Consider the following 23,822-nt stretch of genomic DNA (forward strand, 5'->3'; position numbering starts at 1 on the left):
GATGCGTGACAACGAAGGGGAGAGGATCACGATGGGATTGTTTGGAGACGATTTTTATTCAACCAAGGTATCAAGACGCGCCGAACCTGAACAGAAAGGCAAACTTCAGATTATCCGTCCGGGTGGAGGGAGACGCGCACGTGATCGCTGGAGCAATCCGCGCAGATCACGCTCGGAATTCAGTTCGACTGTGAAGGTAGCCGTCATTAGTTCGGTCATCAGCTCTATTGTGACGGTTACGCTGTTTAGCTTCATCAGTCAGCCTTCAACCCAATTGCCTCTGGCGAATGCTGCAGGTCAAGGCGGAGGCCCTACACAGACAGTTCAGGCGGCTGACCCATATGACCGTATCATTAAGGCAGCAGCAGAAGTACGTCCTTCTGTGGTCAGCATCGTGAATCATAAAACAGGCAGCAGCTTGTCAATGGAAGATTCCGCGCTGGGTTCCGGGGTTATTTTCAAGAAGGAAGATGGCAAAGCTTACATTATGACGAATCACCACGTCGTGGAAGGTGCCAGTGATCTGGAGATTGTGACGGTGGACGGGGAAACTCATAAAGCGAAGCTGGTGGGCAAGGATCGAGTGAGTGACATTGCGGTACTGTCCGCAGATGATAAAGGACTGGGTGCGGCAGCAGAGATTGGTGATTCGAGCAAGCTGCAACGTGGTCAGACGGTGCTGGCGATCGGTAATCCACTCGGTCTTGGCGGAACGCTGACATCGGGGATTGTAAGTTACACAGATCGGATCTTGCCTGTATCTATTAATCAGGATGGCGTGTATGACTGGGAGCAGAACGTCATTCAGACGGACGCCGCGATTAATGAAGGCAACAGCGGCGGAGCATTGGTTGATCTGGACGGGAAAGTGGTAGGCATCAATACGATGAAAATTTCAGATACCGGGGTTGAGGGCCTAGGCTTCGCGATTCCGGTGAACGAAGTGATGAAAACGGTGGACTCACTACTGCTTCACGGCAAAGTAACCCGTCCTTATCTTGGTGTATACACCGTTGACCTGAGCAATCCATATGCTCCGCTGGACGATGAGCAGCGTAAAGACCTCAAACTGCCTTCCCATGTGGACAGTGGTGTGGTCGTGCTGGAAGCTTCCGGTCCAGCATCCGAAGCAGGCCTTAAGCTGAATGATGTGATTACGGAATTTGATGGGCAACCTATTACGTCCACGCTGGATCTGCGGAGATTCCTGTATGATAAGAAAAAGATCGGCGATACATTGGAAGTTACATTCTACCGGGACGGGGAAGCGGAGAAAGTGTCTGTAAAGCTGTCCGATAAACCGGAGTAAGAATGGAACGTTCATGTCGAAGAAGAGTGATCAGAATTTCTGACCACTCTTTTTATGTTCATTTAGCTGGGATTGAATGGGGAGGGTGTGCGCTCTTTAAAATCCCATGGGAAAACTTGAAACCGAGGCACAGAACCATTTCGTTGTTTAATATGGTAAACTGATGACTGTATGTATACATAGGTCGTTGACGAAAATAACAGCCTGTATATCGTGGGATCAGGCTGTCTAATCTGAACATGGAGGGATTCTTGAGATGAATCTGTTGAAGAATAAGAAGAAGGTGCTGGGAGGAACAAGTCTGGTACTATCGTTGCTGATGTTATCTGCTTGTGGATCGGAGGGCACCCCAGCTTCATCTATAGATACAACTGCAATACAGGACAAGATTGCCAAGTTAGAGAAAAAGCTGACGGAACAGGGAATCAAAAATGATGAGCAGGCACAGAAAATTGCAGCGCTGGAGAAGAAGTTGAATGAACTGGGTACAGGCGGATTGGCTGGAGAAGATGCGAATGTTCAGACACCAGTCACCGCAGGAAACAATGGGTCTGCTGGCAAAGGGGACGGAGTTCTGATTACGTTCGCCCAGTATGAGAAGCTGGAGGTTGGCATGTCCGTAGAAGAGGTCATCGAGATCCTCGGCGGTGAAGGTGAGGCACTGAGTGAAGCAGAGAACATGGTCGTGTACAACTACAAAGGTGCAGCGGGTAACGGCGGCAATGCGGTAATTGCTTTTCAAGGTGGGAAACTGCTCACGAAGGCACAATCTGGATTGGAGTAAGTCGAGTACACGACACGAAGAGAAGGTACAGGCAAGATTTGAATGACAGGCACAAGCTAAGATATTCGTAAGGATAAAATACGAGCATAAGTAAAGATATAAGCACAGTAGTAAAAGTAAAGATGTGGGCGAAGGTATGAGTAAGGATATATATACAATGGTATAAGGCGAAGCAAAGAAAGCAAAGCAAAGGCATTCCTATTGAGATACCTAATGGGTATCTTTTAGAAGGATGCTTTTAATTTTTTTATTAGATGATAAGTGGCATGAGGAATGGAGATTCTAGGTGTGTTTATCAGGCAAGTGTGTGCACGTTGTGGGATAAGGTTGTATTTTTGGTATGCGTTCGGGTGTTTTTACACTGAACCGTGATCTAGGGGTTTCTTTTCCGGAGCAGGTGTGATAGAACTGAGAAGTGGCTATCCTATAGGATATGCGGCTCGTGAATCGGGAACATAGCTGGTGACAGAAAGGATGCTTGACGGATGTACGTTGTATGCAAAGATCACGTGGACATTGCCATCGACATGTTTGTGGATGAGTATGAGGACGCTCCAGATATTGTGGATCTGAAGGAGACGGAATTTGCCGACTGGGACCCGCCTGCGAAATGCGCTGAGTGCGATCAGCATGCGGAATTTCTTGTCGTTTAGCGTACTGTAGAGCAGGCCGCCGGGGAGCGCGACTCGATGCTGCTATGAGATGTTGTTGGCATGGCGTAGCAGTGGTAGTGACCGGGCTTCTGGCGTTAGACTTGGTTCGATCCGGTATGAACATCACAGCAAGAAGCAGAGAGAGCGTGTTGAGCGCTCTTTTTGCATTTGTAGGGAACGACGGAATGTGTAATGCATGTAATGGGTGCTACAAGGGATGTGAAGCAGAGGCTCCTCACGGCTTCTCACGAACCGTACATATCGAACGAAGGAATACAGAGCGTGCTGTGAAGATTTTGAATTGAATGTGGTGCGGATGAATGAAGTGATGCGATAAAAGCATCTGGATGATAGATAGGTTGTGTGCAAGGACGACGATGCAGGAGGAATGATCATATGTTGATTCAAATTATTGGCGTAGGCAAATTGAAGGAAAAATATTTAACGCTGGGCATTCAGGAATATGCCAAGCGGCTCGCCCCGTACATCAAGTTTCAGATGATCGAGGTCGCAGACGAGAAAGCGCCCGATACCCTGAGCGAAGCTGAGGTACGGGCGGTGAAGGAGCGCGAGGGTGAACGCATCCTCGCGCATGTGAAGAGCGAGGCGCACGTCGTCGCGCTCGCACTGGATGGCCAGCTCTGGAGTTCCGAGGAGCTGGCTATGGAGATCGACAAGCTCGGCACCTATGGGACGAGCCATGTCGTGTTTGTCATCGGAGGGAGCCATGGGCTCTCCGATGAGGTGCTGCGCCGCGCGAAGCAACGCTTGAGCTTCGGGCGCATGACCTTGCCGCATCAGCTTATGCGGCTGGTGTTGGTGGAGCAGATTTATCGCGCGGTGAAGATTAATCGGAATGAACCGTACCACAAGTAGGGCAAGTTTTTTAGGATTAAGTCACAGATAGCGACTGTAAAACGTGCTAGAGCTATTATTGCTGAAAACAAATAGCCCCTAGAGCGGTTTAACCGCGAAGGGGCTGATGAAGGTTCTTCCTGTAAGTTAAATAAAACCGTCATTGGTGCGAAGTGTTTACCCCGTGACCCACTGTGATTCTTCGCTTGCAAGAAAGAGGATGACAGCTGCAATGTCTTCGGTTTCCCCGAGACGGCCGAATGCTTTCATCTTGGCAAGCCCTCGTCAATAATGCAGGAATTGTCATTACCAAACCTATTGGCGATATTACGGAAGCGGATTCCTAGTCAAGGTTTCTTTGTAGATACAGTAAAATCGATATATCCTATCCTGAATTATTTAATTGAAATATAAACAATTTATGGATAAAATGTTAGAGTGGACTCTAACTACAGGAGGACTTGGATATGTCTACAATTAAAGAAGTTTCGGAGCAAACTGGTATTTCGGCCTATACGCTTCGGTATTACGAGCGGGAAGGTATATTACCGTACGTGAAGCGCGATCAAAGCGGAAATAGGTTGTATGACGAAGAAAGTCTAGAATGGTTGAGTTTTACTATGGCCCTGCGGGCAACGGGCATGCCGCTGGCCCAGATCAAGCGATATGTGGATTTGTACCAAGAAGGCGAGAACACGCTTAAGTTACGAAAACAAATGATGCTCAAGCATAAGGAAAAGGTGGAGAGGGATCTCTCGGAAACCTTTAAATGTTTGGAGCGAATCAATTACAAGTTGGCATTATACGATATGCAGGAAAAAAGATTGACTAAGATGCTGCCCTAGATCGGCCGTATGCAGCACTTCTCTCTAAGTGATGCGCGCCTCCGGATGGAGGGCGTATTTTTTTTATTTTCTCAGGCTTGACTTAGAGTTAACTTCACTTGATAACCTTGAATCAAGCCAACGATGACTGGCTAAAACCGGAGAAAGGGGAAATACACATGGATAAAGTAGCAATTATCACAGGCGCTAGTAGCGGAATGGGAGCGGCTACTGCCAGACTTCTCGCCCAACACGGTATTAAAATCATGCTCGCCGCTCGTCGGGAAAATCGTTTGCAGCAACTGCAGGAAGAAATTCGTGCTGCTGGAGGCGAAGCCAGCTATAAAGTGACTGATGTCACTTCTCGTGCCGACGTAGAAACATTGGCAGATGAAACCATTAAAACCTACGGAAAAATCGACATTATGATCAATAACGCGGGGATTATGCCGCTTTCATTCTTTAAGAATTTAAAGGTTGATGAATGGGATCGAATGATAGACGTAAACATTAAAGGCGTCCTCTATGGGATGGCAGCTGTCTACAAGCATATGGAAGAACGCAATGAGGGACACATTATTAATTTCTCGTCCATTGCGGGGCATATCATTTTCCCTTCAAGCTCCATTTATAGTGCAACCAAACATGCTGTACGGATTTTAACGGAAGGTATGCGAACCGAACTGGGAGCCAAGCAAAATATTCGGACAACTCTTATCTCCCCCGGTGCCGTGGAAACCGAGTTGTATGATACTATTACTGACAACTCGATTTACCCGGCATTGGAGAAATTGGGCAGCCAGGAATGGGACCAACTTGACCCTAACGACATTGCGAGAACCATACTGTTTGCAATTCAGCAGCCGGCTAACGTGACGATAAACGAACTTATTGTTCGTCCCACATCGCAAAGCTTGTAAGATCAGATCATTCAGTAGTTGGCGCAAAAAACCATGTCCCAAGGCGGGATTTTCCAATTCTTTTAGTATCGCCCAGATTCTCTTCTGGCTCGATGTATTGGTAAATTTTTAATTTTGGGACTGGGAATTCTCCGTCACGGGAAAAGTAAGGAATTAACTAACGGGAAACGATAGGTTTAACAAAGCAAAAGGGCCATCCTGGCAAAGGGTGGCCCTAAAAAACTTGCGCAAAGACATTCTAGTTATTGTAGGGATAGCATTCATGAACTTGTTACTTTTGTAATTAAAGGAATTGTTTATATGTGTTTGCGTTCTTCTGTCTGGCTTCCTTCCGAATGCCGGGTTAAAGATCATCAGGAGCATTGCCGCGATAAAGCTACTCACAACATAGTCTCCTCCTTACCAAGGAACGACTCCATTCCGGTCCATAAAAGTACCCGTAGGTCCATTGCAGTCAAGAGTCGCAAGCTTCACAATCACATCTGTACCCTCACTGACGGTTTGGTAGCCGCGATGCCCATTGAGGTCGGTTGCTGTCGGGCCGGGATCGGCGGCATTTATACGGAATTCAGGCAAGGCTTTGGCATATTGCACAGTCAGCATTGTTACTGCGGCTTTGGATGACGAGTAAATCAAATCGTTTATTTGCGATTCAATCTTTTCAGGATTTGTTACGCGGGTAAAGGAACCTAGCCCACTGCTGACATTGACGATAACAGGCGTTGCCGATTTGTGCAGAAGAGGAAGAAATGCTTGTGTCACACGAACAATACCGAAGACATTGGTGTCATAAACGGTGCGGAAGTCTTCTGCATCCACATCATTAGCACCCAGAAGACCGCTTGTTATTCCCGCATTATTGATAAGTACATCCAAATGCCCTTCATTTTGTTTAATTTCGGCAGCTGCTTCATGTATGGACGCAAGATCGGTCACATCAATCCGTACAAACTTTGCGCCAAGCTTATCAGCCGAGTCTTTTCCGCGTTCTACACTGCGAGCACCAATGTACACATTGTGACCCTGTTCGATCAATCGCCGTGCAGTTTCGAAGCCCAGCCCTTTGTTTCCACCTGTAATTAATGTAACTGTCAATTCAAACAGCTCCTCGCCATTAATGTGATATACCTATCACATAATAACATAGCTAATGTAAAATTTATCTAAGAATTTCAATAAAGTCCAGGAGCTGGATTATTTCGAATTCGACTCCACCGTGGTGCTTCTCACAGAGAATACGTTTACTCTTCGCGAGGATTTGATTCCGGGCATGAAGGTTCACTTGGCGAGTCGCTTGGCACGTTGCCTTCCAAATATCAAAAAAGGAAGAGAATGATGTGAACAAAGCCGAAAGGATGTTGGTCATCGTCATAGCGATCCTTAAATGCCCTGGCCTCTCATTAGGCAAGCAATATAATCTTAAAGATCCGCTCGTGCAGCGGTAGCTTTACTTCGCCGGCGCGTATGCTTCATCCAAGAAACCGCGGATGGCTTGAAAAGCCTGAAGTCTGTTTTTCTCCAGTAATACCATGTGCGTCCCTTCACCGATTTCCACCCAGCGGCGATAGGCGGCCCCTGTCAGCGAAGTGAAGAGATTCTGGGCCAATTCAAGAGGGACATCGATATCCCACTCCGCATGGACAAGAAGGACAGGAACCGTAATATCCTTAGGATCATAGAAAGCTTTGCCAGCCGTCCAGTATTCGCGGATATCCAGAATAGGGCCGTTGGTCGCCCGGATATGCTCAGGATGATCGGTTAAGCTCCCCGGATCCGAAGCAAGAGTGGCTTTGACCCATTGTTCAAACCAACCGTCCGGAATCAGATCATTGCGTTTATGTTCTGGCGCCGCGCTGAGCCAGCGTTCCTTCGTGCTGCCGACAGCAACAAGGCGATATGAACCGAGTGGGCCTCCGGTATCGATCGGAACCGGTTTGGAGCTCAGCCATTGCGGTGCAACAAGCGTAAGCTTGTTTACTTTCTCGTTGTTTTGGCTGGTATAAGCTCCCGCAACCGTTCCCCCCCAAGACATTCCCAGTATGTTGACCTTCTTTAAATTTCGGCGTTTCAGAACGTAGTCTACGGCTGTACCCAAATCCCGGACCCCTGTCTCCGTGCGGACAAGCGGCGGATTAAGGTCGGCAGGCTGCTCCATCTCAGGCGGTCTTGTCGAGCCGCCATAGCCGCGAACGTCCACGGCGTATACGTCATAGCCATGGCCGGCAAGGTAGTCCAGAAAAGAGAAGCCGTCCAGCTCCACATCGTACAGACTGCCAATTGAATAGGTAGCGCCATGAACCATCACGATTGTTTTTTCGTTTGAGAAGGTATTCATGGAAGCGGGACGTATATTTCGTACATAAAGCTCGATTCCGGGCGTATCGCTCAGGATACGCAGGTCTTCGGTCACGATATGGTTTTTTTTAAGAAAATCACGGGTTGTCATACGCTCAGCACCTTTCGTAATGGAGTTTGTTGTCAGGTTGTTTTAAATAAAGTTCCACTTATACTTGCCCTTGCTGCGAGTCACGTACCCCGCCGCGCTTCCGGGGAAATGCGTACTGAAATAAATGACTGGGCGATCCGCTATGAGCTCCAGCACCCTAAGCCGTGTAATACGCGCTTGATCGGTAAATTCGCAGTACATGGAATTCCATTCCGGGTTATAGACCTGAAACGGATGGTGCATCACATCAGCGCCGAATAAAGCTTCTTCCCCGCCAGATTTGAGACGGATGGACATTTGGCCGATGCTGTGGCCGGGTGTCGGAATGAATGTGAATATATCAAGAAATTCTCCGCCCTCATGGCCAATGGCCTGCGTTAAGCCGGCTTCAACAACAGGCAATACGCTTTCTTCGTAAACGTTAAAATTTGCTTCGTTTGCTTTGTTGTGACTGACTTCGCTGGAGTAATATTGCTGTTCTGCGAGGGGAAATACGTATTTGGCATTGGGGAAGGTCGGTACCCATTTTCCGTCCACAAGGTTTGTATTCCAGCCGACATGGTCCACATGCAGATGTGTCAGCAGAACGTAGTCCACTTCCTCCGGTGTAACCCCTGCCTCCTTCAGACGCTGAAGATAGGGGAGCTGGAGATTGGCGAGATCGGGATTTAAAGGCAGGTCTTTATCGTTTCCTGTAGCCGTATCAATAAGGATCGTATGCTTCGGAGTTTTCACCACCCACGTTCCAATACTGACGATAAGCTGAGAATTGCCATCGATCAGGCCGGCCGGAAGAGAGTTTCGATTCTCCTCCAGGAACAGGGGGTTCCACGATCCCGCAAAATATACTTCTGGTGAAATACCGTCCAGCATCATCTCCGTGACACGCGTCACGGTAACATCACCGACGCGATAGACTTTGGGAATTTTAGCAGTCATTCTTTTAACTCCTTCCGTCCTTCCAATATATTTTCTTTGATCCGGATAACAAGGAGGCCATTGAATCAATGTGATTCGTTCCTCATTATCCATGAGAATTTCGCTGCAAATGAAATAATTCTGTTGAAACGAACGATCGGCAAGAAAACCGGGTAAGATCACCAACCATGATTAAATGGTAGCCCAATAATGGCGCTATATCAACGTTTTTACACCGTAATTTCGCTCTAGTGAAAGGGCTTGATATTGCTCATGTTTTACACCTAATATACATATATAAATTTCGCCAATAGCGAAATTACATCGAAATTCAGGAGGTTTGCACATGAATTCAATCGGCGAAGCCATTCGAAGCACGCGAAAAAAACAGAAATTAACGCTCAAGAAGGTAGCTCAAGCAGCCTCTGTATCCTTATCTTTTCTCAGTGAAATTGAACGCGATAAGGCGAATCCGTCCATCAGTGTTCTGAAGCGTGTAGCTAATGCATTAAACGTGAATTTTACCGATTTATTCGGCGAGGAGAAACGAAGCATTGTCGTTAGAAAAAACGAACGCAAACCTTTGGTACATTCCGAAGGTTCACGCATTACCTGGTACGCGCTCAGTCAAGGAAGCAATAACCGAATGGGACCGATATGGGGAGTGTTGGAAGAAGGAGCGGCTTATGGCGACATCGGCGTCGGCCATAGCGATGGCGAGGAATTTCTATTTGTCCACTCCGGGCGTTTGGAGTTTATGCTGGGCAATGAACGTTACACGCTCGAAGAAGGGGACAGTATCTATTATGATGCCAGAATCCCCCATAGTTATAAGAATATCTGGGATGGCGAAACACTACTAATAGCGGTTGCTACCCCGCCTACTTTTTGACGGAACGGAATTGGAGGTACATCCATACGAACCGCTGTTGAGCATTTATGAAGAACAGTTGAAAGGAATTGATGATCATTCCGACAAGCAAGATCATTAGGGTTATCTAAAAAAGGATAAAAATGGTTGACCTTGAAGAACTACTCGTGTAATATTGTGAATGCACAACATACACAATTTGAAGAGGAGGCACGGCATGCTGGCATTGGACATTCGTAATTTAAATAAAAAGTACAACAACTTTCAGCTAAAAGACGTATCGTTTCAATTAGAAAAGGGTTATATTATGGGGTTTATCGGTGCCAATGGCGCAGGAAAAACAACTACGATCAAATCGATCATGAACATGATTCAGGTCGATAGCGGCGAGGTATGCATTTTCGGCAAGAACATCGCCGAACACGAGATCGAATTGAAGCAGGAAATCGGATGCGCATTCGGCGATATCGATTTCTATACACGAAGCAAGATCAAAACGCTGACCAATATCACAAGGAAGTTCTATAATAATTGGAATGACGAAACCTACTATAAATACCTAAAAGTATTCAAATTGGATGAACACAAAAGGATTGCTGAATTATCTACAGGAATGAAAGTAAAGTACAGCTTGGCGATTGCTTTATCCCATGGCGCGAAGCTTCTCGTCCTAGATGAACCGACAAGCGGACTCGACCCTGTATCAAGAGACGAATTGTTAGATATTTTTCAAGAGCTCATCGTTGACGGCGAGATCAGCATTCTTTTCTCTACGCACATTACATCCGACTTGGAGAAGTGTGCAGATTTTATAACCTTCATTGATCACGGGCAAATTATCGCCAGTTCCGAGAAACACGATTTTATGGAGTCCTATCGTTTAATCAGTGGTAGTGAGGGCCAATTGCGCGAGGTAAAGGAGCAGTTGATTTCCTACAAAATCAACTCTTTCGGCTTTACCGGATTGATTCATACCAAAGACTTGGATCCATTCTCCAACTTAAAGGCAACTACACCAAGTCTTGAGGAGATCATGATTTATTTTGCGAAAAAGGAGGGTGTGTATGTATAATTTAGTGATGAAAGATTTGAAATTAGGAGTAAATCCTTGGTTCTTCGTATTACCCTTATTTACGGGTGCATTAATGCTGATTCCCGGTTGGATATATTTTCTTGTCCCGCTATATTTTTGTTTGATCACGGTGCCGAACATATTTGGCGGATTTAAAAGTCAGAATGATTTGATGTTTAGTACAATGATGCCGGTGACCAAAAAAGACATCGTGAAGGCTAGGATAACTGTTATTATCATTCTGGAACTCCTACATCTTTCCGTTGCAATGATCTTTAGCATCTTTACGCTTCGTCTATACCCGGAATTGACTTACTATTTCTTCGAGCCACACCTGGGTTTTTGGGGATTGTGCTTTATGATGTTCGCGATCTTCAACATCGTACTTCTATCTATGTATTACAAGACGGCGTATAAGTATGGTGCGGCAACGACCGCATCGATTACAGTCGCTATACTTTTTGCAGGAGTTGCCCAATGGATCGGAATCCAAAGTCCGTGGGTGAACGACATTTTCTATGGCTCCGGGGCGGATAATACTCTGCGACAGCTATTTATTCTGATCCTAGGCATTGTGATTTTTATTGTATTTACGCTAATTACCTATCGGATTGCAGTGAGGCGATTCTTGAAAGTAGAGATGTTATGAACGTAACGATTTCGAATAAATCTGAGAAACCAATTTATGAACAGCTTTATGAACAAATAAGCGCCCAAATTCTGAATGGAGAGCTAGTAAGCGGCTATTGTCTGCCACCCATTCGACAAGCTGCCTTGGAACTTGGGGTTAGTGTTATCACCGTAAAGAAAGCTTGGGAAGGACTAGAACGAAGCGGACTGATTTATACAGTAACAGGGAAGGGGTGCTTTGTAACCGAATTTACATCAGATGAGATGCTACGAATACGCAATGAAACGATCCTGAAGCAACTGGAAAACGACACATTATACTACAAATCCTTCGGCGTCACTCTAGATGAAATTATAGAGCTGCTGAAGAGGGTTTATTAGCAGGCGCTGAAATGGGCGCCTGCTTTTTTTTCGTTCCACATATGTTACGGAGAACCGTACCACAAGTAATGGTAAAGCAGAGCTTTGAAATAATTCTAGATAGTTCAATGAGTATTAGTGCAGACCATGAGAATAATAAAATTAACCCACAAAAAAGGTTTAGTATTTCACTGGTTGTGCTAATTTAATTTCAACTATTATCGTTTTTTTTGTATCACGTACTGATGGTTCTAATATTATTGATGGTGCTTTAATCGGTGTAATATTATTTATTTGTGGTCTTATTCCAACAGTCTATATTTATAATCTAAGAACAAAACGGCAAGATGAAGATAACGAAGAATAAAGGACTAATTTTTTTACTAAAGGGTGCGCTTAATTGAACAAGAAGACCACCAAATGATGATGATGGTCTTTTCACATTATGACAACGTCGGAGTTTATCTAATTTTAGTAGTGGGAAAACGCAATAAAGATCCAATCACCTAAAGTGACTGGACCCTCAATAACAAGCTAAATCTCAATCTCAACACTACCATTTCCAGTTAATTCAAACGGACCAGGCGTGACATCTGCATCAGGTCTCTTTGTTCCGAAAAAGTCGGAGTCAAGATGATATGGAGTGCTGTCGGGTTCCTCATACTTCATATCGGCGTGATACGTCTTTCCAAGCAGATCTGTGGTGATCACCATGGCAGAGGTACCCCGAAGCAATTCGGGTTCATTAATCTGCACCAGCACCTTACCCAGCCTAGGATCAATCTCAACGTTTATGCCCTTATTCGTATAGATCTTTGCATCCGACTCATGACGACTTGGAACGGCATCGTTAAGATATACATTTCCACCCATAGCTACCGGAAGAACTGCGTTTCCTATAAAAAAATCCCTCACGGCATCGCCAAGCTCCATAAGCTCCTCTTTAGTGTATTCCCACCACTTCTTATCTTTGACATCCGGATGTTGATCGTAGCCGCCAAGTCCCACAGCATGAAGATAACAAATGGAATTGTCCGGTACACCATCCATGACCGTCTTCCCATCCTCTCCAACAACATCCCTTGGTTTAAGGGGAAGATGCTCAAAGAAGGTGATTGGAACAGGCTCCTTATTCGCGTCGTTATCACCCAGAAAGATATTGTTGTAATACCTGTCATCGCCTCCCGTGATATTGGAGTATCCAGCCATGGCCGTCTCGTGTGGGAAGTGATAAGGCGTAATTCGGGTAATTTCGGAACGAACGACAAATCGGCCTGCAAATAAATTATGAGCAAATGCCCCGCCCTGGGCCATATTTCTGAAATTCATGGGCGAGAGAAATAGATTATGATCGACCATATAGGGACCATGGCACACCTCAACGAAGAGGTCTTCTGAAATGTTATCAAAAAATACATTACGGCTGATGCGAGTGCCCTGTGCCTGCCAGTCAAGCCAAAGCGCACGGTAACAGCTATACATTATATTTTCGTTAATTTGAGTATCTAGTGCAGCATGCAGTTTAATTCCCGCCACTTCGGCACCGTGTCTGAGTCGTTTGTGGTGAATATTATAAATACGGTTCTTATAAATGTTGCTGAAGGCTGCTCCCATATGACCGACAATACCTGCCTGCTCACAATCATGAATTACATTACCTCGAATGATGTGACTGCCGACTCGATCCTTATGCCAGCCGGAGCGTAATGCGCGTAAAATAACCTCCTGCTCCCGCTGAGTCCCGCCTTTACTATGCTTCTCCAAGGACTTGCTGTGGCCTGTACCCATTTCGGTACCCAGGCTAATACCAACACATTTGGATTCACTGATTATATTGTTTTCAATAACCCAGCCTTTGCTCCAGTGAGGTCCGATTAAACCTTCCTGGTAGTCCGTAGGTGGCGCCCATTGAGGCGAAGCTTGACGAAGGGTGAAGCCACTTACGGTTATGTAGTTCAATCCTGGCTTCTCAGGCCAGAAGCAATAAGGGCGCACATTAATCTCTACATTTTCCTTACGAGGATCTTTTCCGCCAAAGTTAGCCCAGATTTTTGTTGTTGCAGAACCAACTTCAGCATACCATTTCAACAGTGAATCCTTGGGATACTTGGCTTCGGGCCAAACCTCCGGTTTGTGAACGCTTTCAACACTTTCGCATTCATACAAGGATTTGCCATCCAAATAGACATCACCGAGATGAACCGGGAAGGCCCCGTCAAATAACCAGTCTCCACTGAGTTCCACCTCAAAGGGATTACGAACCGAAAAGATGGAATTGAGCACTTCGGTGCTCCAAACATCGTCTCCTTCAGACTTCCAGTTGGTAATCCGTTCAGCTCCTGTAATCACGACTTCCCCGTCTCCTGCGGATCGATAGACGATTCGATGCTCGGCTGTTCCTCCATTAACCGGGTTAACCCATTCCCTGTATACTCCCGCATGAACAATAACGGTATCACCAGCCATGGCATGAGCCGCAGCGCGTGATATGGTACGGAGTGGTTGATCTGCTGTTCCTTTTCTTTGATCACTTCCATGTATGGATACATGATATTCCATAACAACTCTCCTTCTATTTTAAAATTATTGTTGGATGCCATTATTATACTAGAAAATAAATGTAATGGGAGAGATAGGAAGATGGGAGTTCTATGAACAAGCGCTCGGTGACGTTTATCTGATGGAGGTGACCCTGAAGAAATAAAAAAAGCCACTCCATTTTGTGGAGTAGCTTTGTACTCGGCTATCATACATTGCACGATGGTTATCTTCTACCTAGCGTCTCCCAAATTCCATGGAGCCAGGAGTCGAACTCAGCATCTTTGTCGCCCTCGTAAGTATCATAGAGATCCAGACGTGTCTTTTGCAGTTTTTCCTTAAATTCCTCAAATGTGTGACCTTCAGGCAGGCTTTTTTTGATCCGTAGCAAAATTTTGTTAGTACCTTTAAACAGCTCGCCTTTGTTTTTGGCAGGCATCTGTACATCTTCACCCAACTGTTTAAGCTTGAGATATGCGGCTTCGCGCACTTGAAACACTTGATCATTTTTCAAGACATTCTGCAGCAACTTAATGGTAGGTTCTGTATCCCAGTTCCCCAATTCGTTCACCGCATTCAGTCTGTCTCTCCAGCTTGATGTCCGATTAGCCGCCCGTTTGAGCTCTTCAAAGTTTTCCGGTAGTTCGTTAACTGCTCCAATATTATGGTTGTTCGTCAAAGTTCAATCTCCTTAATCATCGCCATCTCGGCAGAATGATGAATGTTAATCAGGTAAACACTATTATAACACGAACCTAGCTAAACTACTTCATTAAAGCCAATTGGTTAGCCTAAAATTACATTCACCAATTTATAAAGATGTACGAACCAATCTATTCTCCTTGCCAATCATTTCTTTCCTGAATAGAGTCCATGTATACCCAGCCAATGAGTCCACATAAGACAAGACCAAACGCATGCAGAGCTCCATAAACGGGAGTAAAATCGAGTATGGTTAAGGAGTACACAAGATGTTGTTTCGTTGGTCCAATGCGTGGTCGGACCTAGCTAAACTTTGGTTTGGGCCTAGATGTACAAATCAATTGTACTCACCCGCAATCAGTGTTACGCTGAGATTCGAAAACTCACATTTACGTTCTGCAACGCATCCAAACCCAAATAACCATTTCAGATACCAAGGAAGGTAACACCATGATCAAAGTTGAAAATCTATCTTTTTCTTTCCCGCAAAAAGAACTCTACAATAATATTTCATTTACGCTCGAAGAAGGCCAACACTGTGCCTTTATCGGCACAAGTGGTAGTGGTAAAAGTACGCTGATCGAGATCCTGATGGACCCGGAAAGACATTTGTTCGAGGGTAAGCTGGAGATCGATCCGGATTGCACAATCGGGTATATGAGTCAGTTCTCACAGCTAGACCCAACGACAGAAATGACGGTTTTTGAATATATCGGAGAAGAGTTTATCAAGCTTCAGGATGAGATCACAGCGATGTATGCGGAAATGGCCAACACATCGGATATAGATTTGCTGATGGAAAAAGTGCAATCGGCTTTGGACGCACTGGAGGCGATGGGCGGAGATGATTATGAAAATACGATTCATAAACAGTTGAATCTGGCCAACCTCATGAAGCTAAGGGATGCAAGCATATCCTCTTTAAGCGGTGGGGAATTCAAGCTTATTCAAGTGATGAAGGAAATGCTCCGTAGTCCGGATCTGATGATTATGGACGAACCGGATGTATTTTTAGACTTTGAAAATCTCAATGCGCTTAAAAAATTGATCAATTCCCACAAAGGAATGTTGCTAGTCGTCACGCATAATCGCTATCTGTTGAATCATTGTTTCAACAAAATTATCCACCTCGAAAACACGGAACTCCAGGAGTTCGACGGACAATATATTGAGTATAATTTCTCCTTGCTTCAGACGAAGATTGAGTTGCAAGAGATCGCGGTTGCTGAAGCGGAAGAGATCGAAAGATACGATGGTGTCATCGAAAATCTTAGAGCGATCGCAACGATTAATTCGGAAGCTTCCAGAGGAAGAGCATTAAAGGCGAGAGTGAAATTTCAAGAACGATTAGAAGCGAGAAGAATTAAAGCACCATTTGTTGATATTAAACAGCCCAATATTCGATTTGATCTCGATTATGAAGTCGAAGACAACATCGCAATCAAGGTCAATAACTATAGCATTTCCTTTGACGAGCTGCTGCTGGAAAACGTGAACTTCGAGATCAAATCCACGGATAAAGTTGCAATCATCGGTCCGAACGGTACGGGGAAAACGACTTTGCTGCGGGACATCTTTCGGAACAATCAGGAGTCGATCGAAGTCCATACGGATGCGAAAGTGGCTTACTTATCTCAGCTCCAAGGCGAAACGCTGCAAGATTCGAATACGATTCTACATGAATTCATCGATGCCGGATTCAAAACTTATGACGAGGTCAGAGCCTATCTCGTGAACTACGGCTTTGAAGGAGAGATTCTTGAGCAGAAGATCGAATCGTTGTCCGGTGGAGAAAAAAACATGTTGCAATTGGCTAAAGTTGCGGCCAGTCAAGCCAACCTGCTGCTGCTTGATGAACCGACGAGCCATTTGGACATCTATACACAGATCGCGCTGGAAAAAGCTATCATCGACTATAAAGGTGCGATCGTTATGGTTTCGCATGATTTCTATTCCGTCGTAAACGGGATGGATTATGTGCTGATCGTTGAAAATAAGACCATTCGAAAAATGAGTATGCGAAAATTCAGACAGATGGTCTACGCCAGCCATTTCGATAAAGACTATTTAGAAATGGAGCAAAAGAAAAAGTCGGTCGAAATGCAAATCGAATCAGCCTTGAAAGATACGGATTTTGAACTTGCCAAAGGGTTGGTTGACGAGCTGGAAGGGTGGATCAAGAAGCTGTCTGTGCTCTAGCATGCGCCACAGTTTGAACATCGCCTGCTCCGACCCAATTGCCCGAAGCAATTTCGTTGGAGAACTCCGATGAAAGTAAAGCAAATGATAGATCGTCGTTTTATGATTCATGAAATCTTTGATAAGCTGAGTTCTAGAAATTGGATAGCAACGCGCAGAAAAAAGTAGGATAGCCGCCTCACAAGAAGGAGGATTGTAAAATGCCGTTGGACAATAAAATGAAGGTGTTAGTTGAGCGAACAAACAGTATCCTTTATTATGCCGAAGCCAACCTAGCGAAAGATCAGGGAGCAGGCTGGATCGGTGGAAATGCACCCGGCTTTTTCGATGATCAAGATGACTTTATCCATGAAGGTACCCAGAGATATGTCTTTTACTTGACCGTCATCCATCCCTTTAAACCGGAGAGCATGATATCGATCTTCATCCCTGAGGATTATGAGGAGTACTTGAAAAATAATATATATCCTGATTGCTCGATCAAGGTAATTGAGCACCCGATTTCAACTGAAAGCACCAAACAGAAGTTTACTAACCCAGGTCTTATAAAACACATCATTTCAGATGGGGTACTCAGTGATGATGAGAAATCGATGGATCAGTCTTTTTTAATCAAAGTAGGTGGAAATCCGAGACTGATTCAAGATGAAGACTATTATTTTACGAAGCTGAGGGAGGAGTCATATTCCTTTTTATTGCAAGTAGATGAAGATGGTTACCCCGAAACGTTAATTAAACCCGATTACAATTATCTTTTTGGTTTTGGATCACTCTATATCTTCGCTATATTAGGTACAACCGAGATACAACGCCCCGTAGCAGGTTTTTGGCAATCTTCATGATTTCCCTCTATAGATATTACGATAAGCTATATCACAACTGATGCGGTTTTTTTGCTAAAAGGAGATAAAGAGTAGAAAAGAATGTGCTCAGTCGAGCAGATTCTGCCAATACGCGGGAAGATGGTCTTCATTACGTGTTCATGTCCCTCCTCGCTGAATAGCCAGAGACGCCGACTGATGTCCGTGTCTTTTTTTGTGTTCTAATCTTTAGCATTCTTATTAAGAAATACAGGCAAAACTCCGATAACTATTAAGCAGTTATATGCCCTCCAGGGCTGCTATCCTAATTAGCATTCTCGGAAGAGGAACTAGGAGAACTTATATAAAAACGTAGAAAGGGTGGAGCAATGGGTTCTAGTATCAGGATCTTTTTGTTAGTACTATCCAATCATTCAACTCATATTTCTATGTTAAGTTAGTTCTTTAGACCTAAATTTACAATTGGGAATTCAACTATAATAAAAGGATACTTACATAAATAAACATTGTTCAACATTATTCAACATTTTCTTAGAAAAGGTGATTCCATATATGTTTTCTCCGTTCCAAAAGAAGAAGAGTAGTAGGCTTGAGCAGCCGCAGTCGAAAGAGAACCCTGACGTAAGAAGAGACCTGGAAGAACCGCAGCAGGAACTGCTGACAACTTCAACGAATCTCGAAACGAATGAAGAGTCCTCTGGCTCTGTTTTAAACAATAAGGGCCATATGGATAAGAGTTCGCTTGATCTATTATTTGCCGTGGAGCAGATGATTAAGGACAAGCAGCATGTCGAAATAAGTAATAATGATTTGCAGGATCGCTTAAGTCATGCGAACGGACAAAATGACCGTTTGAACAAAGATCTAAAGAACTTGGGTAAAGTCATTGAAGAACGTGAGAAAAGTATTATGGAGCTGGAGCGAAAGCTGGTCGATAAGAACTTGAAGGTCGATCAAATGATGGAAGATTATCGTGAGCTTCATTCCAATCTATCCGGTCAGAACGAGGAGCTTAAGGGTGTAATTGAACTCGAACGTCAGAACTATGCTGGCTTGCTTCAGAAGCACAATGAGATGACATCCGATAAGAATAAGAAAATCAGCGATCTTGAGGAAAAGAATGTAAGGCTTGAAGCTGAACTCTCTCAAATGAAGCAGAAATTGGATGCTCTCCGCCAAGAGAAGACACATCTCCTTAATATCGTGAACGACTTTACGAACCGACTGACATCTCCGTTTGCATCGAACGTAGGAAAAAATGATGAATCTTCAGTCGATTAAAGTTATGTCTGATCGGAAGAGAGGACGAAGGTAGGATGGAACCGTATGTTACGCAGGTAATAGAGTTGTTGTCTCTTGGAAAGACCCCGGATGGTGTGAACCAGATTGAGGTCCTCGTCATCCAAGAGGATACTCAAAGCCTATACAAAGTGGATATCGATGAGTTTACGTATCATGGGTTTGAAGCATTGAAGCCGTTAGATGGAGAAAGAATCCGACTTTCTCTCTATTCCAAGTGGGATCCTTACCGAAAAAGTTATTATAGTTCTATAACTAGAACCACGGGTGTTTCTCGTGATGTGCATTATTTTCCATGTAGCGAAGCATATATAAATGAGTTAAATAGAATCAGGAATCTTCCTCCTGTTCCGGTGGAAGATCGAGGGCAGGAGGACGAAGTAGAGAAGCCTGCTCAGCAACAGAAACAATTCCTTAAGCAACTCTCTGCACACTTGCCTAAAATAGGTGTACTATTTCTGACAACAGTTAGTCTGCTGATAGTTATATCTATCACTTCGAAAGGTGAAAACGATTCCGTACATACTTTTGGAGAATCCATCGGGGTAGCATTAGCTGAAGAGAAAGCGGTTGATTTGAAAGAACAGAAGGTTCCTACATCACCAAGTGTATCCTACAAGAAGGGAATCTCTGATCCAGCTAGCAAAATAGAACAAGCGAACCTGCCTCTAATATCGAATCAGCCTAATCAGAATCAAACATACCATAAAATCATCGATATCGATGAAGAGAAGCCTCTTTATGGGTTGCCGGGGGGATATGTTGCTTTAACTTTTGATGATGGACCCTCTCCATTCACGAAGCAATTCGTGGATATTCTGACAGAAAAGAAGGTACCAGCGACCTTTTTGTTCGTTGGAAAGAAAGTGGAGAGCAATCCGGATGCCGTAATCTATGCGAGTGAAAATGGCATGACAATCGGGAATCACTCTTGGGATCATAGTGTCATTCCAAAATCTACTCCTGAGAATCAGCGTGAGAATTTGTTGAAGACAAATAATGTTCTGGAATCTCTGACGGACACTGCCGTTACTTTGTTTCGCCCACCCTACGGTGCGGTTAACAATGAACTTCTCTCCGAGGTACAGAAGTTGAATATGAATACTCTCCTGTGGAATCGAGATCCGGAGGACTGGCATGCGAAGAAACCAGAAGACATTATGCGATACTTTCATCAAGTTGAAGCTGCTGGAGGAGTATACGTTCTTCACGAGAACAAGAACACACTAGAGGCACTTCCAGATATCATAAACTACTTACAAGAAAAGAACTTAACATTCGTTACATTTCAATAACGTGTAAATTAGCTGAAACTTTTCAAATTCACCTAGAACCTTGTATGAGAATTGCTGAACTAACGGAATGATAAGAGGAGCTTGCCACGCGGCTAGCTCCTCTTTTGTATTACAGTAACTAACAGCTTCTCAAATGTAGTGTCAGACTTACATAAGTATTTCGTAGGAGAAATGAATGAAGGTTGCACGACCGTTTTTTTGTTATTTAGCGTCTTTTAGCTATTGTTAAAAGCTATGACCAGCCATGCCTTTTTCATATAACAAGCATATCTTTCAATCATGCTATACTCATTAGAACAAAGATTTAGAAGGAGATATGTAATATGATACCATTTCGAAATGATCATGTAGGTAGCTTTCTACGTCCTGAGAATCTAAGTCAGGCACGTGAACAATATAAAGCAGGCAACATTACATATGATGAATTAAAAGCTGTGGAAGATAAAGAGATTATTCGAATCATTGAAAAGCAGAAGGAGAATGGTGTACTCGCAGTAACTGATGGTGAATTCCGTAGAAGCTGGTGGCATTTTGATTTTCTGGGCGGCTTGGATGGCGTAGAGCTGTATGAGGAAATTGATGGACCTCAATTTCATAACATGAAGACTCGCAAGGGCGGGATTCGGGTTGTGGGTAAAGTAGATTTCTCTACACATCCCTTTGTTGAGCATTTTGAATTTTTGAAAAAGCATGCGGGGGACGTAGTGGCGAAACAGACTATTCCAAGTCCGAATATGCTTATTTATCGATTGGAGAACGGTGCCAATAGCTATACGGATCGGGAGCAATTCCTTCAGGATACGATTGCGGCGTATCAAAAAGCAATTCAAGCCTTCTATGATGCGGGATGTCGATACCTGCAATTAGATGATACTGCTTGGGCAGACCTATTCTCAGATGCAGGCCACGATAAGCTGCGTGCTAAAGGTCTGGAACCAGCGGAAGAACTGAAAACGATGCAGCGCATGATCAATGAAACTTTATCTCATAAACCAGCAGACTTAGTTGTGACGATGCATATTTGCCGTGGTAACTATAAATCGAACTATTTCTCAACGGGTGGTTATGATTATGCTTCTGAAGTGATCTTTGGAGGCTTGAACGTAGATGGATTATTTTTAGAGTTTGATGATGAGCGTTCAGGTAGTTTTGAGCCATTAAAATATGTAAATCGAAAAGATTTGAAAATCGTTCTTGGCTTAATCACATCGAAAACAGGTGAGTTAGAGGATAAAGAACAGATTAAAGCAAGGATTGCAGAAGCGGCAACCTATGTTCCCCTTGAGCAACTTTGCTTGAGCCCACAATGCGGCTTCTCTTCCACAGAAGAAGGCAATATTCTAACGGAAGAACAGCAATGGCGTAAACTTCGTTATGTTAAGGAAATTGCAGAAGAAGTTTGGAATTAATGAGTTTTCATAAGTTGAATTCATTTACACATTAACGGAGAGGACAGAAAAAACCTGAAAAAGCGGAGCGGTCGCCTTTATCCCCGGATTTTCCCTATGGAAAAGGGAATTCGAAAACAATCTGGGGATAACAGCGATTGGAAGGTTATTCTGTCATCGGAGTGGATTGTGTAAAATCTTTAGTTCAACTTATCTTGATAACGGAGGGGATGTAAAATGACAATTCAAGCAGATCGAGAAACCATTACAGTTGAAGCGCTCATTAATGGTCAACATGTAAAGTCCCTTTCGCAGTCAGCTAAAGAGAATCCGACCAATCCAACGGAGATCGTAGGCTATTTCCCTGTCACCACGAAAGAGCAAGCAGTCGAAGCAATTGAAGCGGCAGCAGGAGCTTTTAAGACATGGAAAAAGACCTCCATTGATGAACGCATTATTATGATGCGCAAGGCGATCGAGAAGATTAGAGCAGCTGAGAATGAAATTGTTCATTTACTGTCCAGAGAGCATGGCAAGCCCTTGTACGATGCACACGGTGAAATTTATGTTTCGTTAATGTGGATGGAGTTTGCTTGTAATGAGGCTAAATCGGCTCTACAGGAAGAGATCAAAGAGCATGAGAATGGTAAAACAATTCTTTCCTACGATCCAATTGGTGTGGTGGCAGCGATTAGTCCATGGAACTATCCCATTGCTTTATCCACGATTAAGATCGCCCCTGCCTTACTTGCGGGCAACACGATTGTGCTTAAACCAAGTCCGTTTGCACCGCTGGCGGCAGCAAAGGTAGCAGAGATTATTGCGAGTGAGTTCCCGGCTGGTGTAATCAATGTTGTTCATGGTGATACGGATGTGGGCGTCGAACTGACGAGTAATCCCCTTGTTACTAAAATCGCCTTCACAGGTGGCACCGCAACAGCGAAGCATATTATCAAAGCTGCTTCGGAAACGATTAAGGATATGACGCTGGAGCTTGGTGGTAATGATGCGGCTATCTTCCTGGATAGCTTTGATGTTCATGATGAGCGAGCAATGCGCCGGATTGTCATTTCTAATTTCTTGACAGCAGGCCAAATCTGTATGATTGCCAAACGTGTGTATGTACACCGTTCTATTTATGATGAGTTTGTGGAAAAATATATAGAGGCGGCTAATCGCTGGATTCGAATTGGTGATCCATTTGATTCCAATACGACGGTAGGTCCGGTTAATAACCTGAAGCAGAAAAATTACGTGCTTAGTCTGGTTGAAGATGCGCAAAAGCGTGGGGCTAAAATCATCCCTCTCGGCCAAATTCTTGATCAGAAGCTGTTTGACCAAGGTTACTACCTACAACCGACACTTGTTTTGGGTTGCGATTACCATGATCCAATAGTGGTAGAGGAACAGTTTGGTCCTACGGTTCCGATTCTGCCATTCGACGATGAAGAGCAGGTTATTCATCTACACAATGAAAGTATATATGGATTGACGAGTTCTGTATGGGGGAAAGAAGAGGATGCCATCTCTGTCGCACGTCAGCTCGAAGCTGGAACGACTATGATCAATACAGCTGCTGTGCAGGGCCTCGATGTACGGTTCCCTTTCGGTGGCTTCAAGCAATCTGGTATTGGCCGTGAATACGGCGTGGAAGGTATCCGCACTTATACAGAAAAGCATGTCATCAACGTTCCGAAGACACTGGATCTTCCTTATATACCCGAATAAATCTTATAGCACACTACTTCGACATCGTACAGTCCGTAATATGGGTAGTGGAACGATCTTTTTATCGAAAAAAGAGTTCGGCCTGTTGTCTTATATGGCACAACACGTGAATCGTGCTATGAAGCAGATCCAGTTGTATTAGTTGTTTATTGGGCCATCCGTTAACGGGTGGCCCTTTGACTTGCGTTCCGTATACAGTAGAAGGGCTAA

At 44.3% G+C, this 23,822-nt stretch carries 22 protein-coding genes; 16 read left to right on the plus strand and 6 right to left on the minus strand.

Features of this window, described 5'->3' with window-relative positions:
* Positions 1-31: 31 nt before the first annotated feature.
* From PQG66_RS13395 to rlmH, 4 genes are all read left to right on the plus strand, one after another.
* Positions 32-1,309, plus strand: a complete 1,278-nt coding sequence (locus tag PQG66_RS13395; RefSeq protein ID WP_272038709.1) for a S1C family serine protease — start codon at positions 32-34, stop codon at positions 1,307-1,309.
* 256 nt (positions 1,310-1,565) lie between these two features.
* Positions 1,566-2,093 carry a hypothetical protein gene (locus PQG66_RS13400; RefSeq protein WP_272038224.1) on the plus strand — a complete coding sequence of 176 codons (528 nt, stop codon included), beginning with the start codon at positions 1,566-1,568 and terminating at the stop codon, positions 2,091-2,093.
* Positions 2,094-2,578: 485 nt separating this feature from the next.
* Entirely contained in the window at positions 2,579-2,746 is a 168-nt protein-coding gene (locus PQG66_RS13405; RefSeq protein WP_272038225.1) for a CxxH/CxxC protein, read from the plus strand.
* 396 nt (positions 2,747-3,142) lie between these two features.
* Complete coding sequence (rlmH, locus tag PQG66_RS13410; protein WP_053781980.1) at positions 3,143-3,622, plus strand: 23S rRNA (pseudouridine(1915)-N(3))-methyltransferase RlmH; 480 nt, start codon at positions 3,143-3,145, stop codon at positions 3,620-3,622.
* A 156-nt stretch (positions 3,623-3,778) separates the two neighbouring features.
* On the opposite strand, the gene PQG66_RS13415 is transcribed toward rlmH, so the two are convergent.
* Positions 3,779-3,871: an SDR family oxidoreductase gene (locus PQG66_RS13415; RefSeq protein WP_442955097.1), complete on the minus strand. Its 93-nt coding sequence runs from the start codon at positions 3,869-3,871 to the stop codon at positions 3,779-3,781.
* Between the two features lie 197 nt (positions 3,872-4,068).
* Between PQG66_RS13415 and PQG66_RS13420 the strand changes: the two genes are divergently transcribed.
* Together PQG66_RS13420 and PQG66_RS13425 are read left to right on the plus strand one after the other, a co-directional pair.
* Positions 4,069-4,446: a MerR family transcriptional regulator gene (locus PQG66_RS13420; protein ID WP_272038226.1), complete on the plus strand. Its 378-nt coding sequence runs from the start codon at positions 4,069-4,071 to the stop codon at positions 4,444-4,446.
* Positions 4,447-4,604: 158 nt separating this feature from the next.
* Positions 4,605-5,345 carry an SDR family oxidoreductase gene (locus tag PQG66_RS13425; RefSeq protein ID WP_272038227.1) on the plus strand — a complete coding sequence of 247 codons (741 nt, stop codon included), beginning with the start codon at positions 4,605-4,607 and terminating at the stop codon, positions 5,343-5,345.
* 399 nt (positions 5,346-5,744) lie between these two features.
* On the opposite strand, the gene PQG66_RS13430 is transcribed toward PQG66_RS13425, so the two are convergent.
* From PQG66_RS13430 to PQG66_RS13445, 3 genes are all read right to left on the minus strand, one after another.
* Positions 5,745-6,440, minus strand: coding sequence for an SDR family oxidoreductase (locus tag PQG66_RS13430; RefSeq protein ID WP_272038228.1), 696 nt, complete (start codon positions 6,438-6,440; stop codon positions 5,745-5,747).
* A gap of 352 nt (positions 6,441-6,792) precedes the next feature.
* Positions 6,793-7,791 (minus strand): alpha/beta hydrolase, encoded by a 999-nt coding sequence (locus PQG66_RS13440; protein ID WP_272038229.1) that lies wholly within the window; start codon positions 7,789-7,791, stop codon positions 6,793-6,795.
* Between the two features lie 42 nt (positions 7,792-7,833).
* On the minus strand, positions 7,834-8,799 hold the full coding sequence (locus tag PQG66_RS13445; RefSeq protein ID WP_272038230.1) for an MBL fold metallo-hydrolase: 966 nt from the start codon (positions 8,797-8,799) through the stop codon (positions 7,834-7,836).
* 256 nt (positions 8,800-9,055) lie between these two features.
* On the opposite strand from PQG66_RS13445, the gene PQG66_RS13450 reads away from it, so the two are divergent.
* The 4 genes from PQG66_RS13450 to PQG66_RS13465 all read left to right on the plus strand — a co-directional run bounded on the left by PQG66_RS13450 (position 9,056) and on the right by PQG66_RS13465 (position 11,663).
* A complete protein-coding gene (locus PQG66_RS13450; protein WP_019639452.1) occupies positions 9,056-9,601 on the plus strand; it encodes a helix-turn-helix domain-containing protein in 546 nt (181 codons plus the stop codon).
* Positions 9,602-9,797: 196 nt separating this feature from the next.
* Complete coding sequence (locus PQG66_RS13455; protein ID WP_272038231.1) at positions 9,798-10,652, plus strand: ABC transporter ATP-binding protein; 855 nt, start codon at positions 9,798-9,800, stop codon at positions 10,650-10,652.
* Positions 10,645-11,301: an ABC-2 transporter permease gene (locus tag PQG66_RS13460; RefSeq protein WP_272038232.1), complete on the plus strand. Its 657-nt coding sequence runs from the start codon at positions 10,645-10,647 to the stop codon at positions 11,299-11,301. Before PQG66_RS13455 ends, PQG66_RS13460 begins: the two co-directional genes overlap by 8 nt.
* Positions 11,298-11,663, plus strand: coding sequence for a GntR family transcriptional regulator (locus PQG66_RS13465; protein ID WP_272038233.1), 366 nt, complete (start codon positions 11,298-11,300; stop codon positions 11,661-11,663). The genes PQG66_RS13460 and PQG66_RS13465 overlap by 4 nt, the downstream gene beginning before the upstream one ends.
* A gap of 513 nt (positions 11,664-12,176) precedes the next feature.
* Here the strand turns inward: PQG66_RS13465 and PQG66_RS13470 are convergent.
* Both PQG66_RS13470 and PQG66_RS13475 read right to left on the minus strand, forming a co-directional pair.
* On the minus strand, positions 12,177-14,201 hold the full coding sequence (locus tag PQG66_RS13470; protein WP_272038234.1) for a right-handed parallel beta-helix repeat-containing protein: 2,025 nt from the start codon (positions 14,199-14,201) through the stop codon (positions 12,177-12,179).
* A 205-nt stretch (positions 14,202-14,406) separates the two neighbouring features.
* Positions 14,407-14,859 carry a HEAT repeat domain-containing protein gene (locus PQG66_RS13475; RefSeq protein WP_272038235.1) on the minus strand — a complete coding sequence of 151 codons (453 nt, stop codon included), beginning with the start codon at positions 14,857-14,859 and terminating at the stop codon, positions 14,407-14,409.
* Between the two features lie 473 nt (positions 14,860-15,332).
* Here PQG66_RS13475 and PQG66_RS13480 point away from each other — a divergent pair, with 473 nt between their 5' ends.
* The 6 genes from PQG66_RS13480 (at position 15,333) to PQG66_RS13505 (ending at position 23,612) form a co-directional block, all read left to right on the plus strand.
* On the plus strand, positions 15,333-17,081 hold the full coding sequence (locus PQG66_RS13480) for an ABC-F family ATP-binding cassette domain-containing protein (protein ID WP_272038236.1): 1,749 nt from the start codon (positions 15,333-15,335) through the stop codon (positions 17,079-17,081).
* A 200-nt stretch (positions 17,082-17,281) separates the two neighbouring features.
* Positions 17,282-17,923 (plus strand): hypothetical protein, encoded by a 642-nt coding sequence (locus tag PQG66_RS13485; protein WP_272038237.1) that lies wholly within the window; start codon positions 17,282-17,284, stop codon positions 17,921-17,923.
* A 531-nt stretch (positions 17,924-18,454) separates the two neighbouring features.
* Entirely contained in the window at positions 18,455-19,183 is a 729-nt protein-coding gene (locus tag PQG66_RS13490; protein ID WP_272038238.1) for a hypothetical protein, read from the plus strand.
* A 35-nt stretch (positions 19,184-19,218) separates the two neighbouring features.
* Positions 19,219-20,496, plus strand: coding sequence for a polysaccharide deacetylase family protein (locus tag PQG66_RS13495; protein WP_272038239.1), 1,278 nt, complete (start codon positions 19,219-19,221; stop codon positions 20,494-20,496).
* Between the two features lie 323 nt (positions 20,497-20,819).
* A complete protein-coding gene (locus PQG66_RS13500) occupies positions 20,820-21,905 on the plus strand; it encodes a 5-methyltetrahydropteroyltriglutamate--homocysteine S-methyltransferase (RefSeq protein ID WP_272038240.1) in 1,086 nt (361 codons plus the stop codon).
* 216 nt (positions 21,906-22,121) lie between these two features.
* On the plus strand, positions 22,122-23,612 hold the full coding sequence (locus PQG66_RS13505) for an aldehyde dehydrogenase family protein (RefSeq protein WP_272038241.1): 1,491 nt from the start codon (positions 22,122-22,124) through the stop codon (positions 23,610-23,612).
* Positions 23,613-23,822: the final 210 nt, after the last annotated feature.

The organism is Paenibacillus sp. JJ-100 (assembly GCF_948329825.1).
Lineage (GTDB): Bacteria > Bacillota > Bacilli > Paenibacillales > Paenibacillaceae > Paenibacillus.

What these genes read in the sequence shown, in the direction of transcription:
- PQG66_RS13395 (WP_272038709.1), top strand. Translation starts at nt 32, where the DNA reads ATGGGATTGTTTGGAGACGATTTTTATTCAACCAAGGTATCAAGACGC.
- PQG66_RS13400 (WP_272038224.1), top strand. Translation starts at nt 1,566, where the DNA reads ATGAATCTGTTGAAGAATAAGAAGAAGGTGCTGGGAGGAACAAGTCTG.
- PQG66_RS13405 (WP_272038225.1), top strand. Translation starts at nt 2,579, where the DNA reads ATGTACGTTGTATGCAAAGATCACGTGGACATTGCCATCGACATGTTT.
- rlmH (WP_053781980.1), top strand. Translation starts at nt 3,143, where the DNA reads ATGTTGATTCAAATTATTGGCGTAGGCAAATTGAAGGAAAAATATTTA.
- PQG66_RS13415 (WP_442955097.1), bottom strand. Translation starts at nt 3,871, where the DNA reads ATGAAAGCATTCGGCCGTCTCGGGGAAACCGAAGACATTGCAGCTGTC.
- PQG66_RS13420 (WP_272038226.1), top strand. Translation starts at nt 4,069, where the DNA reads ATGTCTACAATTAAAGAAGTTTCGGAGCAAACTGGTATTTCGGCCTAT.
- PQG66_RS13425 (WP_272038227.1), top strand. Translation starts at nt 4,605, where the DNA reads ATGGATAAAGTAGCAATTATCACAGGCGCTAGTAGCGGAATGGGAGCG.
- PQG66_RS13440 (WP_272038229.1), bottom strand. Translation starts at nt 7,791, where the DNA reads ATGACAACCCGTGATTTTCTTAAAAAAAACCATATCGTGACCGAAGAC.
- PQG66_RS13450 (WP_019639452.1), top strand. Translation starts at nt 9,056, where the DNA reads ATGAATTCAATCGGCGAAGCCATTCGAAGCACGCGAAAAAAACAGAAA.
- PQG66_RS13455 (WP_272038231.1), top strand. Translation starts at nt 9,798, where the DNA reads ATGCTGGCATTGGACATTCGTAATTTAAATAAAAAGTACAACAACTTT.
- PQG66_RS13460 (WP_272038232.1), top strand. Translation starts at nt 10,645, where the DNA reads ATGTATAATTTAGTGATGAAAGATTTGAAATTAGGAGTAAATCCTTGG.
- PQG66_RS13465 (WP_272038233.1), top strand. Translation starts at nt 11,298, where the DNA reads ATGAACGTAACGATTTCGAATAAATCTGAGAAACCAATTTATGAACAG.
- PQG66_RS13470 (WP_272038234.1), bottom strand. Translation starts at nt 14,201, where the DNA reads ATGGAATATCATGTATCCATACATGGAAGTGATCAAAGAAAAGGAACA.
- PQG66_RS13480 (WP_272038236.1), top strand. Translation starts at nt 15,333, where the DNA reads ATGATCAAAGTTGAAAATCTATCTTTTTCTTTCCCGCAAAAAGAACTC.
- PQG66_RS13485 (WP_272038237.1), top strand. Translation starts at nt 17,282, where the DNA reads ATGCCGTTGGACAATAAAATGAAGGTGTTAGTTGAGCGAACAAACAGT.
- PQG66_RS13490 (WP_272038238.1), top strand. Translation starts at nt 18,455, where the DNA reads ATGTTTTCTCCGTTCCAAAAGAAGAAGAGTAGTAGGCTTGAGCAGCCG.
- PQG66_RS13495 (WP_272038239.1), top strand. Translation starts at nt 19,219, where the DNA reads ATGGAACCGTATGTTACGCAGGTAATAGAGTTGTTGTCTCTTGGAAAG.
- PQG66_RS13500 (WP_272038240.1), top strand. Translation starts at nt 20,820, where the DNA reads ATGATACCATTTCGAAATGATCATGTAGGTAGCTTTCTACGTCCTGAG.
- PQG66_RS13505 (WP_272038241.1), top strand. Translation starts at nt 22,122, where the DNA reads ATGACAATTCAAGCAGATCGAGAAACCATTACAGTTGAAGCGCTCATT.